This window comes from Pseudomonas sp. Z1-12 (assembly GCF_051132015.1).
In the GTDB taxonomy this organism is placed as follows: domain Bacteria; phylum Pseudomonadota; class Gammaproteobacteria; order Pseudomonadales; family Pseudomonadaceae; genus Aquipseudomonas; species Aquipseudomonas zanjanensis.
In genome coordinates this window covers 2133974-2149059 of record NZ_CP071647.1, presented here as the reverse complement: position 1 = coordinate 2149059, position 15086 = coordinate 2133974, and the positions used below count along the sequence as shown (strand labels likewise).

General features: G+C 61.1%; 15 protein-coding genes. 5 read left to right on the top strand and 10 right to left on the bottom strand.

What is annotated here, in order from left to right; all coding sequences use genetic code 11:
• Window positions 1-7: 7 nt before the first annotated feature.
• The gene (locus J3P85_RS09555) at window positions 8-685 is read right to left on the bottom strand and encodes a peptidase C39 family protein (RefSeq protein WP_434705596.1); all 678 of its coding nucleotides are present in this window, start codon (window positions 683-685) and stop codon (window positions 8-10) included.
• A gap of 224 nt (window positions 686-909) precedes the next feature.
• Here J3P85_RS09555 and J3P85_RS09550 point away from each other — a divergent pair, with 224 nt between their 5' ends.
• Complete coding sequence (locus tag J3P85_RS09550; RefSeq protein ID WP_434705595.1) at window positions 910-1074, top strand: hypothetical protein; 165 nt, start codon at window positions 910-912, stop codon at window positions 1072-1074.
• Window positions 1075-1161: 87 nt separating this feature from the next.
• On the opposite strand, the gene J3P85_RS09545 is transcribed toward J3P85_RS09550, so the two are convergent.
• Together J3P85_RS09545 and J3P85_RS09540 are read right to left on the bottom strand one after the other, a co-directional pair.
• Window positions 1162-1911 (bottom strand): TerC family protein, encoded by a 750-nt coding sequence (locus tag J3P85_RS09545; RefSeq protein WP_053120828.1) that lies wholly within the window; start codon window positions 1909-1911, stop codon window positions 1162-1164.
• 26 nt (window positions 1912-1937) lie between these two features.
• Window positions 1938-2189, bottom strand: a complete 252-nt coding sequence (locus tag J3P85_RS09540) for a hypothetical protein (RefSeq protein WP_024619156.1) — start codon at window positions 2187-2189, stop codon at window positions 1938-1940.
• Between the two features lie 138 nt (window positions 2190-2327).
• On the opposite strand from J3P85_RS09540, the gene nhaR reads away from it, so the two are divergent.
• Window positions 2328-3224: a transcriptional activator NhaR gene (gene nhaR, locus J3P85_RS09535; RefSeq protein ID WP_092472701.1), complete on the top strand. Its 897-nt coding sequence runs from the start codon at window positions 2328-2330 to the stop codon at window positions 3222-3224.
• On the opposite strand, the gene J3P85_RS09530 is transcribed toward nhaR, so the two are convergent.
• Window positions 3221-4381, bottom strand: a complete 1161-nt coding sequence (locus tag J3P85_RS09530) for an MFS transporter (RefSeq protein WP_434705594.1) — start codon at window positions 4379-4381, stop codon at window positions 3221-3223. The genes nhaR and J3P85_RS09530 overlap by 4 nt on opposite strands.
• A gap of 282 nt (window positions 4382-4663) precedes the next feature.
• Here J3P85_RS09530 and sstT point away from each other — a divergent pair, with 282 nt between their 5' ends.
• Window positions 4664-5896, top strand: coding sequence for a serine/threonine transporter SstT (gene sstT, locus J3P85_RS09525; RefSeq protein ID WP_434705593.1), 1233 nt, complete (start codon window positions 4664-4666; stop codon window positions 5894-5896).
• A 209-nt stretch (window positions 5897-6105) separates the two neighbouring features.
• Here the strand turns inward: sstT and J3P85_RS09520 are convergent, their stop codons facing one another.
• Window positions 6106-6615, bottom strand: coding sequence for a DUF1993 domain-containing protein (locus J3P85_RS09520; protein WP_434705592.1), 510 nt, complete (start codon window positions 6613-6615; stop codon window positions 6106-6108).
• A 130-nt stretch (window positions 6616-6745) separates the two neighbouring features.
• Between J3P85_RS09520 and J3P85_RS09515 the strand changes: the two genes are divergently transcribed.
• Complete coding sequence (locus J3P85_RS09515; protein WP_053120815.1) at window positions 6746-7393, top strand: YceH family protein; 648 nt, start codon at window positions 6746-6748, stop codon at window positions 7391-7393.
• 6 nt (window positions 7394-7399) lie between these two features.
• Here the strand turns inward: J3P85_RS09515 and J3P85_RS09510 are convergent, their stop codons facing one another.
• Window positions 7400-8221: a shikimate 5-dehydrogenase gene (locus J3P85_RS09510; RefSeq protein ID WP_186728259.1), complete on the bottom strand. Its 822-nt coding sequence runs from the start codon at window positions 8219-8221 to the stop codon at window positions 7400-7402.
• A gap of 256 nt (window positions 8222-8477) precedes the next feature.
• Between J3P85_RS09510 and J3P85_RS09505 the strand changes: the two genes are divergently transcribed.
• Entirely contained in the window at window positions 8478-8828 is a 351-nt protein-coding gene (locus J3P85_RS09505; protein WP_063322141.1) for a hypothetical protein, read from the top strand.
• Between the two features lie 110 nt (window positions 8829-8938).
• On the opposite strand, the gene J3P85_RS09500 is transcribed toward J3P85_RS09505, so the two are convergent.
• From J3P85_RS09500 to J3P85_RS09485, 4 genes are all read right to left on the bottom strand, one after another.
• Window positions 8939-10459, bottom strand: a complete 1521-nt coding sequence (locus J3P85_RS09500) for a nucleobase:cation symporter-2 family protein (protein WP_411387013.1) — start codon at window positions 10457-10459, stop codon at window positions 8939-8941.
• A 123-nt stretch (window positions 10460-10582) separates the two neighbouring features.
• Window positions 10583-11407, bottom strand: a complete 825-nt coding sequence (locus J3P85_RS09495) for an arylamine N-acetyltransferase family protein (RefSeq protein ID WP_434705591.1) — start codon at window positions 11405-11407, stop codon at window positions 10583-10585.
• A 101-nt stretch (window positions 11408-11508) separates the two neighbouring features.
• Complete coding sequence (xth, locus tag J3P85_RS09490; RefSeq protein ID WP_434705590.1) at window positions 11509-12303, bottom strand: exodeoxyribonuclease III; 795 nt, start codon at window positions 12301-12303, stop codon at window positions 11509-11511.
• 70 nt (window positions 12304-12373) lie between these two features.
• On the bottom strand, window positions 12374-14950 hold the full coding sequence (locus J3P85_RS09485) for a bifunctional diguanylate cyclase/phosphodiesterase (RefSeq protein WP_434705588.1): 2577 nt from the start codon (window positions 14948-14950) through the stop codon (window positions 12374-12376).
• Window positions 14951-15086 lie beyond the last annotated feature (136 nt).

The following is a 15086-nucleotide window of genomic DNA, read 5'->3' as shown; positions in this document are numbered from 1 at the left end:
TGAACGATCAATGCGCGGCGCTGAGCGCCTTGGTGGCCCGCGCCGCCGCTTGCTCCTGCCCTGCCCCGGCCAGATCAGCCGCCGCTTTCAGCCAACGCTGTGAGTCGACATTGGCCGGAAGCTGCGTAGGGCGCTGAACCAGCACCGCCCAGCCAGCCGCGCTCTGGAAGGCCGATTCGAAGGCACTGAAACTCATCAACTGCCGACGATTCATGCCTGCACGCAACAACACCGTCTGCTTCTGGCGGTTGTAGCCGGCGAGAATCCCATACCGAGGCGCGGCCCAAAACGCCGAACCATCGACATAGCGCACCAGCACCGGATAACCCGCCGCGACCTGCTCCAACAGCGCGGGCAGCCTGGCGTCGAGGGGATATACCAGCAGCCCGTACTCGCGCGCCAGTGTTTGCATATTTTTCTGCAAATGGGCTTCGCCACCGGGTAGGTGCAAGGGTTTTTCCAACAGCCCTGGGGTGATCACGGTGCCTTGCAACGTCAGCAAGGCGGCCAGGGATTGCGGGGCGCCCTGGTGCATTTCGCCACGATAGAACGGCACGCTGTTGAGCTCTACCCGTTCGGGCAGGCGCTGGATCTGCGGCGATACGCTGCCCGCGCAACCCGCCAGAGCGACGAGGCAGGACACCGCCAATACCAATGATCGAAACGATGGAATGACTGGCGACATGATGACTCTCTTGTTCAGGTACCCGGCATCCGGGCCAGGCGTGGGTCGACGATCATAAGGTGCGCACAGCCCTGGGTATAGCCATAACAATCGTTTTACAAGGGCGCTAGAACGAACCGATCCATACCCCAGCGCCATACATCGACAAGCTGCAACACTTGAGCGACTAGACTGTCCATTGTACTGGGTGCGTTATCCCGAACCGGGGATAGAAGGAGGCACAAATGAGCCTGACGACGACAATCCTGATGCTGATATTCGGCTGGCTGAGCGTAGCCACGGCCATGCTGTGGGGGGTGCTTCGAATCGCTCGACGCCACCATCACGCGCCACCTGCGCCATCGGGAAAAGCCGCCAAACCTGTCCGGCACCACGCCGCCGCGCACTGACCCCTCACGTTCAAACCCATCGTTCTGAAATCCAAAAAAAAAGCCACCCGGGCCTGGACCCGGGTGGCTTCTGCCTGCTGCCTGGAATCAGGCGTTGTCGGGCAGCGCCTTTTCCTTGGCCCTGCGGGACAACATGTTCAACACCTCGATCGCCGCCGAGAACGCCATGGCCGCATAGATATAGCCTTTCGGTACATGGGCGCCGAAACCTTCAGCGATCAGCGTCATGCCGATCATGATCAGGAAGCCCAGGGCCAGCATGACGACCGTCGGGTTGTCATTGATGAACTTGGCGAGCGGTTCGGCCGCCAGCAGCATCACCAGCACCGAGACGACGACGGCGATGATCATGATCGGCAAATGCTCGGTCATGCCCACGGCAGTGATAATGCTGTCGATGGAGAACACCAGGTCCAACATCAGGATCTGACCGATGGCCGCGGCAAAGCCCAGGGTCACACCGGACGTGGCCGACTTGGGATCATTCGGCGCCGGGTCCATGCTGTGGTGGATTTCAGTGGTCGCTTTCCACAGCAGGAACAGGCCGCCGGCGATCAGGATCATGTCTTTCCAAGAGAACGCCTGGCCGAGGATTTCGATGACCGGCTCGGTCAACTGCACAATGAAGGCAATCGTGCTCAACAGGCCCAAGCGCAGGATCAGCGCCATGCCGATACCGATCCGCCGCGCCTTGGCACGATGCTGTTCGGGCAGCTTGTTGGTCAGAATCGAAATGAAGATCAGGTTATCGATGCCAAGCACGATTTCCATCACGACCAGAGTCGCCAGGGCGATCCACGCGGTGGGGCTGGCGGCGAGCTGTAAAAGATAATCCATGGGTCAGTCCTGACTGATGTGACGCGTTAGATGGTTTTGGTCGGGGTTTGTGTTTCGTCAGCTTCGTCCGCTGGCTCTTTCTTCGGGCTGATCAAGCCGCCGGTGGCTTCGCTGATCGCCTGTTCGGCGGCCTTATGGGTATCGTCAATGGCCTGCTTGGCGGTTTCCGCAGCCTGCCCCATTAACTGCTGGGCACTTTTTTCAGCCTGTTCACAGCCCGCCAGTGTCGTTGCCGACATCACCAACAGGGCTGCAAGCCCCAGGGATTTATAGGTCATGGAATAAATGCCTCTTGAAGAATAGAAGGAGCTCGAAAGTGGCCCACCAATGGCCAGGCATTCTAGAGAGACGAATACTTCAGGAAAATTCGTATTTTCAGCGGTTATACTTCGGTTTTTACGAAGCAATGTGAACCCATGCTCAATTATCGACAACTGCATTACTTTTGGGTCGTGGCGAAAACCGGCAGCATCGTACGGGCGTGCGAGCAGTTGAACCTGACCCCACAAACCATCAGCGGGCAGATTTCCCTGTTCGAGCAAACCTATAACATTAAATTGTTTCGTCGTGTCGGGCGGCAGTTGGAACTGACCGAAGCCGGCCGCCAGACACTGCCCTACGCCGAACACATGTTCCAGTTGGGCGGTGAGCTGGAACTGATGCTGAGGGCCCAGCCCAACGAGCAGCAAACCCTGTTCCGGGTCGGAGTGGCGGATGTGGTGCCCAAGTCCATCGTCTATCGGCTCTTGGCGCCGACCATGGAGTTGAGTGAGCCGCTGCGCATCACCTGTCGCGAGGACAAGCTTGAACGGCTGCTGGCGGACCTGGCGATCCAGCGCCTGGACCTGGTGATTTCCGACAGCCCGATGCCGACCCACCTGGACATCAAGGGCTACAGCCAGAAACTGGGGGAATGCGGGATCAGTTTTTTTGCCACCGCCGCGCTGGCCGAACGCTACGGGCAGGATTTCCCCCATGGCCTCAATGACGCTCCGCTGCTGATTCCCGGGCCGGAAACCGTAGTGCGCAGCCGCTTGCAACGCTGGTTCGCCGAGCAACAGATCCAACCGCGCATCGTCGGCGAATTCGACGACAGCGCCTTGATGCAGGCCTTTGGTCAATCAGGCAGTGGGATTTTCATCGGCCCGAGCGTGATCGCCGAAGAGGTCAAGCGTCAGTACGGCGTAGAAGTGATCGGCCAGACCGATGCGGTGAGCGAATCCTTCTACGCCATTTCGGTGGAACGCAAGGTCAGCCATCCTGGCATCGTTGCGATTGCCGAAGGCGCCCGTCGCGAGTTGTTCAGCGCTTAGCTATCCAGGCAAGTCGCGCGGGGCTTGAGAGTCATCAGGAGCAACGCCAGCAGAATCGAGACGAAGATGAACCCGGCCGCCGCGAACCCGACACTGCCCAGGCCCAGGGTATCGATGACCCGGCCACCGATCATGGCCCCCAGGCCAATCCCGAGGTTGGCCCCGGCGATGTTCAACGAGGCGGCAAACGCCGGGGCTTGCGGGGCCGCCTTCATCAGCCGCACATGGCTGACCAGGAACAACGCGGCCTGGGTCACGCCCCAGATGCCCATCGCCGCCGCCAGCGCGAGGGGTGAATGAATGCTTGGGACCAACGCCACCATGCCGCCGATCAGGAACAGGCAGAACACCATCGACGCGATCAGCGGATGCCGGTCCACCGCACGGCCGCCCAAGGAGTTGCCCAACAGCCCGACGGCGCCGAAGCCCATCAGGCACCAGCCCACCAGGGTGCCATCGAATCCGGCGAGGCGTTCGAGGATATCCGCCAGATAGGTGTAGGCGGTGAACATGCCGCTGAACACCAGGATCGACAACAGCACGTGCCCTTGCATCAACGGGCTGCGCAGGATCTTCAATTGCGAACGGAAGCTCACCTGATGCTGGTGCAGGTTGGTTTTCGGCAAATAAATAAACAGCAACAAGGCCTTGGCGAAGGCAATGACCGCCAGGATCGCAAAGGCACTGCGCCAGCCAAACGCATCGGCGATCAACGTGCCCACTGGAATGCCGAACACGGTGGCACAGACGATGCCGAAGCCGATCCGGGCGATGGCCCGCCCGGCCAGTTGCGGCCCGACAATGTCCACCGCCGTTTCACTGGCCAGCGCCCAGAACACCGGCAGGCCCAAGGCCGGGATCAGCCGGGCAAGGGCCATTACCCAAATGTTGGGGGCAAAGGTGGCCAGCAGGTTGGCCAGGCCGAACATCACCAGCACGCTGATAAACAACTTGCGCCGCTCGAAGCGGGCGAACCAGGCCGTGAGGAACGGCCCGAACGCCGCCACCGTGAACGCAAACAACGTCACCAGCAGCCCGGCCTGGGGAATGCTGACGTTCAGGTCGCGAGCGATGGAGGGCAACAGGCCGACGATGACGAATTCCGTGGTCAGCACGGTGAAACCGGCGGCCGACAGCAGGAAGATGGGTAACAACATGTGGAACTCCAGCGAAACGACGACACCAGCGTTAGCCCTGGGGCCCGCTGGCAGAAAAAAAGTGAGAGTGACAAAGCCTAACAGAATGCGCGCGTCATACAAACGCTCGGCATGGCCCGGATAAGGGTGACGGACTGTCACAGGTCCGTCAGATTTTTCCCCGGCTGTGCTAAAGTCCGCGGCCTGCAAACGCCGTACTTTCTCTCGGTCCGCTCATGTGGCCTGCCCGCTTGTTGCCCTGATCTGTCGACCGTTGAACACAATAAAATCAGAGATGCCGCTATGACAGCTTCGTCCGTTACCCCTTTGCAACGCCTTAAACGCACCAGCCTGGTGACGCAAATCATCATTGGCCTGATCGCCGGTATTGTCCTGGCATGGCTGGCGCCCGACGTGGCGAAATCCACCGCCTTCATCGGCAAGGTCTTCGTGTCCGCGCTCAAGGCCGTGGCGCCGATCCTGGTGTTCGTGCTGGTCATGGCGTCGATCGCCAACCATAAGCACGGCCAGGAAACCCACATCCGCCCCATCCTGTTTCTCTACCTGCTGGGCACGTTCGCCGCGGCGGTGGTCGCGGTGGTTGCCAACACGCTGTTCCCGTCCAGTCTGGTGCTGTCGACCCAAGACGTCGCGGTCACCGCGCCCGGTGGCATCAGCGAGGTGCTGCAAAGCCTGTTGCTGAGCGTGGTGGATAACCCGGTCCGGGCACTGATGGACGGTAACTTCATCGGTATCCTGGCCTGGGCCATCGGCATGGGCATTGCCATTCGCCATGCTGGCCAGACCACGCGCACCGTGCTCGAAGACATGTCCAACGGCGTGACCGTGATCGTGCGCCTGGTGATCCGCTTCGCCCCGCTGGGGATCTTCGGGCTGGTGGCCTCGACCCTGGCCACGTCCGGCTTCGGCGCCCTGCTCGGCTACCTGCACCTGCTGACCGTGTTGATCGGTTGCATGCTGTTCGTGGCGTTGGTGGTCAACCCACTCATCGTGCTCTGGAAGCTGCGTCGCAACCCTTACCCGCTGGTGTTCACCTGCCTGCGCGAGAGTGGCATCACAGCGTTTTTCACCCGCAGCTCGGCGGCGAATATCCCGGTGAACCTGGAACTGAGCAAACGCCTGGGCCTGCACGAAGACACCTATTCGGTGTCGATCCCACTGGGCGCGACCATCAACATGGCGGGCGCTGCCATCACCATCACCGTACTGACCCTGGCCGCCGTACATACCTTGGGTATTGCAGTTGACTTGCCAACGGCCGTGCTGCTGAGCGTTGTCGCCGCCATTTGCGCCTGCGGTGCGTCCGGGGTAGCCGGCGGTTCGCTGTTGCTGATTCCCCTGGCGTGCAGCCTGTTTGGCATCCCCAGTGAGATCGCCATGCAAGTGGTCGCTGTGGGTTTCATCATCGGTGTCCTGCAGGACTCGGCGGAGACGGCGTTGAACTCGTCGACGGATGTGCTGTTCACGGCGGCGGCGTGCCTGGGTGAGGAAGCGAAGCTGGCGCGTACGGCGTAATCATTGCGGTGGTTGTTCGATTGTCATCGCGAGCAAGCTCGCTCCCACAGGGACAGCGGCGCTTGCACAATAGCCGCTACACAACAAATCTCCTGTGGGAGCGAGCTTGCTCGCGATAGCGGCAGCACATCCGCCGAGGATGTGCCAGACAGCCACAAAAAAGCCCGGGAACGGCCCAAACCGTCCCGGGCTTTTTCATGCCGGCGGGGTTAGAACGCGCCCATGTAGTCGCGCTTGCCCACTTCCACGCCATTGTGGCGCAGCAATGCGTAGGTGGTGGTGACATGGAAGAAGAACTGCGGCAGGCCGTAGGTCAGCAGGTAGTTCTGGCCACTGAAGCGCTTCTCCTTCGGCGTCCCCGGACGGGTAACGATTTCGATGCCTTCCTTGCCATCGATCTGCGCAGGGCTGATGCCATCGATAAAGGCCAATACCTTGGCGATCAGGGCTTGCAGCTCGGCGAACGTGGTCTCGCTGTCGTCATATTTCGGCACCTCGATCTCAGCCAGGCGCGCGGACACACCCTTGGCGAAATCCACCGCGATCTGCACCTGGCGCACCAGCGGGAACATGTCCGGGTACAGGCGGGCTTGCAGGAAAGCGTTCGGGTCGATGTTTTTCGCGGTGGCGTGGGCTTCGGCCTTGTTCAGAACGTCGCTCAACGCGTTGAGCATCTGCTTGAAAACCGGGACGGAAGCGGCGTACAGGGAAATAGTCATGGCAATCTCATGCAGGTGGCAGGAAAGAATGAATCAAACGGCAGCGATTATAGCCACGGCTGATTGCACGGCTTGTCTTTTATTGCGCAAGGATTAGGCTAGGCGGCTTCCACAGCATAGGGAACGCGCGATGAGCATCGAAGAACAACAGCAGGCTGAAGAACCACGGCTCAATAGCACGGAAATCCGCATCCTCGGCGCGCTGGTCGAGAAACAGGCCACCAACCCCGAGACCTACCCGCTGACCCTCAACGCCCTGGTACTGGCCTGCAACCAGAAAACCAGCCGCGAACCGGTGATGAACCTCAACCCCGGCCAGGTTGGCCAGAGCCTGCGGGCGCTGGAAGGTCGCGGCTTTACCAAGCTGGTGATGGGCAGCCGCGCCGACCGCTGGGAACATCGGGTCGACAAAGCCCTGGAGTTGGTGCCGGCCCAGGTGGTCCTGATGGGCTTGCTGTTCCTGCGTGGCCCGCAAACGGTCAATGAGTTGCTGACCCGCAGCGGACGGATGCACGACTTTGAAGACGCCGAACAAGTGGTGCATCAACTCGAACGTCTGATCGCTCGGGGGCTGGCGCTGCTGGTGCCACGCCAGGCCGGCCAGCGCGAGGACCGCTATGTGCACGCCATGGGCGATCCGGCGGACATCGAAGCGATTCTCGCCGCCCGCCAGCACCCGGTGGAGCGTGGCGCGGGCGGCGGTGTCTCGCTGGAGCGCATCGAAGAGCTCGAAGCGCGGATCGCCGCACTGGAAGAACGCCTGGCGCGGCTGGAATAGCAGCGCCTACGCCGACCGGGCGAAAGCGACGGCTTTTTCGAATTGCTCCAGGTTGGGCCGCACGCCGGTGTACAGCACGAATTGCTCCAGGGCCTGGATCGCGATGACTTCCAGCCCGGTGATGACCCGTTTGCCTTCGGCCCGGGCGCGCACGATCAGGGGCGTTTCCGACGGGATCGCCACCACGTCGAACACGGTCTCGGCGGCGGCGATGGTCTCGGGCTCGAACGCCAACTGGTCGGCTTCCGGGCCGCCGGTCATGCCGATCGGCGTGACGTTGATCAGCATCTGCGGCCGTCGCGCCCCCAGTTCAGCTTGCCATTCATACCCCAGGGATTCGGCCAAGGCTCGCCCTGCGGCTTCATTGCGGGCGACGATCAGCCCGTTTCTGTAGCCACCATCGCGCAAGGCACTGGCCACCGCCTTGGCCATGCCGCCGCTGCCGCGCAGGGCAAAGGTGGCGTCCTTGGGCACGGCGTGGCTTTGCAACAATTGGGCAATGGCAATGTAGTCGGTGTTGTAGGCCTTCAGATGACCGTTGGTATTGACGATGGTGTTGATCGACTGGATCGCGGCGGCAGAAGGGTCCAACTCGTCCACCAGGGCGATGCAGGCTTCCTTGAACGGCATCGACACGCCGCAGCCACGAATACCCAAGGCGCGGATACCGCCCACCGCGCCAGGCAGGTCCTGGCTGCTGAACGCCTTGTAATAGAAGTTCAGGCCCAGTTGCTCATACAAATGGTTATGAAAGCGCAGGCCAAAGTTTCCGGGACGCCCCGAGAGCGACATGCACAGCTGGGTGTCTTTGTTGGGGTTGATCTGCATGCGTGTCTCCTTGCATTCACTTTCGGACAAACGGAACGCCGCCCCGAAAGGTCTGTTGGATGATGATACCGCCAGGTCCGGCCAGATCCAGGCTGCGGGATGACGCGGCGCGGTAAAAAAAGCGCTACAGACCTTACACAATATTTACCCAACGGCGGCGCAAATCCTGAGAAAATCGCTGTCATAGCAGTATCCCCGCAACGCTCATCGGGTCTGTCGCAGACCACAGGCGCCGGGGCCGAAACGAGGAACAGCCATGAATCGTAGACTTCCCATCATCGCCCTGCTCATGGGGGCACTCGCGGTCACCGGCCAGGCATCCGCCCACGGTCGTGGTGGTTGGGAGGGGCCTGCCGTGTTTGGTGCCATCGTCGGTTCGGCCATTGTCGGCTCGGCCATTATCAACCGTGATCGTCCAGTGTATGTACAGCAACCGGTCTACGTGCAACCGCAACCGGTCTACTACCAGGCACCACCACCGGTCTATTACCAACCGCAGCCGGTGTATGTAGAGCGGCCAATCTACTATCGCCCGGCACCGGTGTATTACGGGCCACCACGGGGCTACTACTATGGCCCACCCCGGGGTCATTACGGCCGTTGGTAACCCGCCTCCGAGTAACACAAAAAAGCCTGTGATCATTGATCACAGGCTTTTTCATGTCCGCTGGATAAACCATTTGGGGAGGGAGCTTGCTCCCTCGCCACAGGGCGTTGTCAGACGTGCTCGCTGCTTTTCAGTCGGGTCGGCCCATGTTCCGCCGGTTCGTGCACAGGCTCCGCTACCACGGGAATCTCGTTGCCGTCACAATCATGCAGCTTGCCGTCGCTGAAATAATCGCCTTCGCGCAGCGCCGCCAAGTCCTGGTAGCGCAACACCCGCTCGGTGCCGGCGGCGAAGACTGACTGCTGGTCGGAATTGCCCGTGGTGAAGTGGTTGAACGCCAGGTTCAGCATGATCGCCATGATCGCCGAGGAACTGATGCCTGAATGGAAGATGGTCGCGAACCAGCTCGGGAAATGATCGTAGAAGTTCGGTGCGGCGATGGGAATCATGCCGAAGCCGATAGAAGTGGCGACGATGATCAGGTTGACGTTGTTGCGGTAGTCGACTTTCGACAGGGTGCGAATGCCACTGGCCGCCACCGTGCCAAACAATACGATGCCGGCACCGCCCAGCACCGAGGTCGGCACCGCGGCGATCACACGGCCCATGAACGGCAGCAGGCCGAGTACTACCAGGAATACCCCGCCGGTTGCCACCACGAAACGGCTCTTGATCCCGGTAACCGCCACCAGCCCGACGTTCTGGGCGAAGGCACTCTGGGTGAAGGAACCAAAGATCGGCGCGATCATGCTCGACAGCATGTCGGCCCGCAGACCATTGCCCAGGCGCCTCGAATCGACCTTGGTGTCGATGATCTCGCCCACCGCCAGGATGTCGGCGGAGGTTTCCACCAAGGTCACCATGATCACAATGCACATCGACAGGATCGCGGCGATATGGAACGTCGGCATGCCGAAATGGAACGGTGTCGGGAAACCGAACATCGGGCCTTGGCTGACCGACGAAAAGTCCGCCATGCCGAGGAACACCGCGATGACCGTACCGATGACCATCGCCAACAGAATCGACAGCCGCGAGATGGTTGCGCTGCCCATCTTGCTCAGCAGCAGTACCAGCACCAGGGTCACCGCGGCCAGGCCAATGTTGGCCATGCTGCCGAAATCGGCGGCGTGGCTGTTGCCGCCCATCGCCCAACGCGCCGCCACCGGCATCAAGGTCAGGCCGATGGTGGTAATCACAATGCCCGTGACCAGTGGCGGAAAGAACCGGGTGATGCGAGAAAACACCGGAGTGATCAGCAAACCAATCAGGGACGCTGCGATCACCGCGCCGAGGATGGCTTGAAAGCCCCCCTCCCCGCCACTGCCGACAATCGCCACCATGGTCGCGACGCCCGAAAACGATACGCCCTGCACCAAGGGCAGTTGGCAGCCGAAAAACGGCAGGCCGAGGGTTTGCAGCAAGGTGGCCAGGCCTCCCGCGAACAACGACGCGGCAATCAACAGACCGATGTCCGCCGGCGAAAGCCCGGCCGCCTGGCCGATGATCAAGGGCACGGCGACAATGCCACCGTACATGGTCAACACATGTTGCAGGCCGTAAGCCATATTCGCGCCGACGCCGAGGTTTTCGTCCTCGGGCCGTGGGAGTGAAACATGGGGCGTTTTCATGGTTCGGGGATTCCCTGTTTTTTGTTATGGGCACACTGTATTCAAAACTCAGGACAAATGTCCATAGAGTTGTATACAACTTGTTGCATGCCCATCAGGAACAGCGCCCCGACCCAGCGCCTTTTATGACTGCAGCAACCCCACCACTGCGGGCCGCAACAGCTCGCGCGGCGGTATGCGCAGGCTGAATTCCTGCTCCAGCAAATCGATCAACTCATCGGCATCAAGGATCACGCGCCGCTCACTCTCCTGCCCTATCCGGTGTACGGCATAGCTGTTGCCGTTGAGGGTCTTGCGCAACCCGTCGCCGGTGCGGGCCACCATCAACCGGCCCATGAACGGCGACTCAGGGTGATTGCAGACGTACCAATTGCCGACGGTGTAGTCGATGTCTTCCTGGCGCTGCAGGTCGAACAGGTATATCGGTCGCCATTCGTCGGCGACGTTGGCGCGCAACAGGTAACCGTCCGCGTGGGTCTCGATGCGGTACGGCTCATGGGGCGTGACCTGGGCCTCACGACTATCGAGCAACAGCGGCGCGGTGGGCACCATGCCGCCAAAGCCGACGTCGGTGATGTAGCGCACACCCTCGATCGTCACCAGGCTCAGCCGATGGGTCCGGGCGGTCCAGGCGCCCTCAGGCGCATTCATCACCACGCGGCCGGTGATGCCGTGAGCGTCGTAACCCAGTGCTTGCAACAGCGCCAGGAACAGCTGGTTGAGTTCATAGCAATAGCCGCCGCGCCCCTCTTCGAAAACCTTGCGCTCGACCGATTCAAGGTCGATGGGCACGGGCTGACGCAGCAGCGTCGACAGGGTTTCAAAAGGGAATTCGGCCGTATGGCGCCATTGCAGCTGACGCAAGGTGTCGAGGGTCGGCGCCGGTGGTGCGTCGAAACCCAGGCGCCGTAGATAGCGAGCCGTATCGCTCAGTTGGGGATGACTCATGAGGGTGTCCTTTTCCGGGGTCGGCGCAGCGCTCACAAGCGCACTGCTATTGGGCGCCAGGTATAAGGCATTCCCCTCACAGAGACAACAATCGCCCCCGGTCAGCGCCGTTTGCGCGAAGCCAGCCGGATCCAGGTGGGTGCATGGTCGCTGGGGTGGGGCTGGTTCCTGACCCAGGCGTCCACGCCCGCCTCGCTCAGGTAGGCGCTGGCGGCCGGGTTAAGCAACAGGTGATCGATGCGCAGCCCGGAGTTCTTTTGCCAGTGTTGGCGAAAATAATCCCAGAAGGTGTAGATCCGCTCCTGCGGATACAGGTGGCGCAGCGAATCGGTCCAGCCCTGGTCCAACAAGCGCTGATAGCATTCCCGGCTTTCGGGCTGCAACAGCGCATCCTTGAGCCAGGAGCGTGGGTTGTAGATGTCCATGTCGGTGGGCACCACATTGTAGTCACCGGCCAGCACTACGGGATGATCACTGGCCTGCAACCCTTGGGCATAGTCGATCAGCCGTTCGAACCAGGCCAGCTTGTAGTCAAACTTGGGACCCGGTTGCGGATTGCCGTTGGGCAAGTAAAGGCACCCTACCAGCACGCCATGCACCGCCGCCTCCAGATAGCGACTGTGACTGTCGTCGTCCCCGCCGGGCAAGCCTCGGCGGCTCTCCAATGGCTGCGCACCGCGGGCCAGGATAGCGACACCGTTCCATGACGCCTGCCCGTGCCAGATCGCCCCATACCCCACCGACTCCAGCTCCGCCGCCGGGAAATCCTTGTCCCCCGCCTTGAGCTCCTGCAAACAGGCAATGTCGGGCTTCTCCCGCTCCAGCCATTCCAGCAGGTTGGGCAGCCGGGCCCGGATGCCATTGATGTTGAAGGTTGCGATCCGCAGGTTTTTCATAGGACCCGTACTCGAAATGCCACGTTACTGGCTGTGACCGTCAACCCGTCGCGGTGGTTGCAACGAGTCTTCAAGAGCCCGTTTTCGGTAAGGCCCGACCGTTCTCCAGCAACTGCGCAAAGGCCTGTTTATCGATCGGTCGGCTGAGGAAATAGCCTTGTACCTCGTGGCATTGGTCCGAGCCCAATGAACCGAGCTGGGCCAGGGTTTCCACGCCTTCGGCAGTGACCGTCAGCCCCATGGCCTTGCCCAGGTTGATGATCGCCTGCACCACGGCGCGGTCGTTGCTGCTGTTGCTCATGGAGGCGATGAAGCGCTTGTCGATCTTGATGCCGTCGAATGGATAGGTGCGCAGGTAACCCAAGGACGAATAACCAGTACCGAAGTCATCCATGTTCAAGCGCACGCCCAGTTCCTTCAGGGCATTCATGACCTGCAGGGCACCATCGACGTCGTTAAGCATCACGTTTTCAGTGATTTCGAGCTCCAGGCGACTCGCCGGGAAACGGGTTTCGATCAACACCTGTCGCACATCCTCCACCACGTCGCTGCGCTCGAACTGCGCTGGCGACAGGTTGACCGACACCATCAATTCCCCCGGCCAGGTCAGCGCGGTTTCGCAGGCCTCACGCAACACCCAACGAGACAGCGGGACAATCAGGTCGGTTTGCTCGGCCAACGGAATAAAGGCATCGGGGCCCAACAAGCCTTGCGTCGGATGCTGCCAACGAACCAATGCCTCGACCGCCACGATCTCCCGACCATCGACGGTGTAGCGCGGCTGGAAATGCAGGATGAATTCGTTTTTCTTCACGGCCTGGCGCAGGTCGCTTTCCAGCTGGCGACGGTGCTGGATCTGATCGTTCATTTGCGAGGCGAAATAGCACCAGGTTTTCTTGCCCTCGGACTTGGCCTGGTACAAGGCAATGTCGGCGCAGCGGATCAGTTCACCGGGCACGTAACCCTGACGGCGACTGACGGCGATGCCGATGCTGGCACCGATGTGCAGCGAATGGGTTTCGTAGAGGATCGGTTGCTGCAAACTGTCGATCAACCGCTCGCAGAATCGATCGATTTCCGTGGTGTGCTCCATGCCGTTGAGCACCACCACGAACTCATCGCCCCCCAGCCGCGCCACCAGGTCTTGCTCGCGGGTGCTGTCGCGCAGCCGTTGAGCCACTTCCAGCAACACCGCGTCGCCGGCCGGGTGGCCAAGGGAATCGTTGATCGGTTTGAAGTTGTCCAAGTCCACCATCAATAACGTCAGGGGGGCGGCATGTTCCTTGGCCACCAGCGCATCATCCAGGTACCGCGCCAGCTTGTTGCGGTTCGGCAAGCCGGTCAGCGCATCGTGCATCGACAGATGCTGGACCTGGGCGTGGGCCGCCACTTCATCGGTGATGTCACTGGCCGTACCGCGATAGCCCACCACTTCGGCCTTGGTGTAGATCGGGCGTGCCGACACGCGACAGAAGCGCAATTGCCCGGAATGATCGCGGTAGGAGCAGCGCAAGTTGCTGGTGCTCTGCCCCTCCGTCAGCTTGCCCAGCCAGAGGGCGATTGGCGTGGTGTCGCAATACAGCAGTTGCTCGATGTCCTGCCCCAGCCATTGCTGGTCGGAAAACCCGGTGACCGTATTGAAACGCGCCGACAGGTACGTGATGCGCTGCTGACCGTCGATTTCCCAGATCCAGTCGGAAGCCGCCTCGGCCACGGCCCGGAAGCGCTCCTCGCTGGCCTCAAGGGCGTGCGCGGACCTTTCCAGGCTGTCGTAACTGGCGTCCACATGCCGTGCCGTGCGCAACGCATAACGAAAGAAGTACGCGGTCAGCAGGGCCAGGATCAACAGCGCGGCCCCCAACGGCGGCACCAGGGACCAGAGCAATTGCTGGCCCGGACGCTCGAGTCGGGACACCAGGCTGTAGCCGGTACTGTCCAGCGGCACGGCCGGCTGGCCGGGCTCGAGCTCGGTGTCTTTCTTGAGATTCAAGTCGGTGAGTCCATAACTCTTGCCCATCTTGCGCAGCTTGACGGGGGTCAGTTGATCGACGAACAGCAACACCGAGGTGCCTTTGGCCTCGACCTGGGGCCTTTCGTCGTTGGGCAGGATCACCGACGCCGTGACGACGGCCGGCCAGCCCTCGAACAATGTGTAGAGGATCGTCGACATCGTCAGGTCGGGCTGTGCCTGGAGTTGCTCCACCAACTCCGCCAGCGGCGTGTCCATATAAACCGAGGCGTCATCCTCGACATTGCGTCCACGCACCACGGCATATTTGGTGCGTTGCCGATCGATGACAAACACGCCTTCGTATTCGTCATTGGTGAACAGGGTCTTGCCCATGTTCTGTTCGGCGTAGGCCCACTGCACATCGACTTCACCGTTGAGGTGGTCATAAGCCGTGGTCCAATAGGCATAGCTGGCGATGTAGTTTTTCGATGCGGTGATGCGATTCTCGAGGGCGCGCTCGATATAGAAATGCGTCTTGCGCACGTCCTCCGCGTCCAGCTTTTGCGCGATGTTGAACAGCGCGGCGATCGCCACCAGGACGCCCAGGACAAACAGTCCCGCGACGGCCACGACCAGGCGACGGGTAATGGGGGTGTGACGTGCGGTGCCTGAAGGGGTATCGGCAGTGGAATCCATTGACCTGCTCCTATCCTGTCAACGCTGGCCTCGGTGCCTGGAAAGATGAGGACCGGGGCCAGTCGTTCGTAACCTTAGCAGCCACTGCTCGATCCGTTGGCGAGCCCACGGTGTTTTGCGAAAGAGCCTACACGCT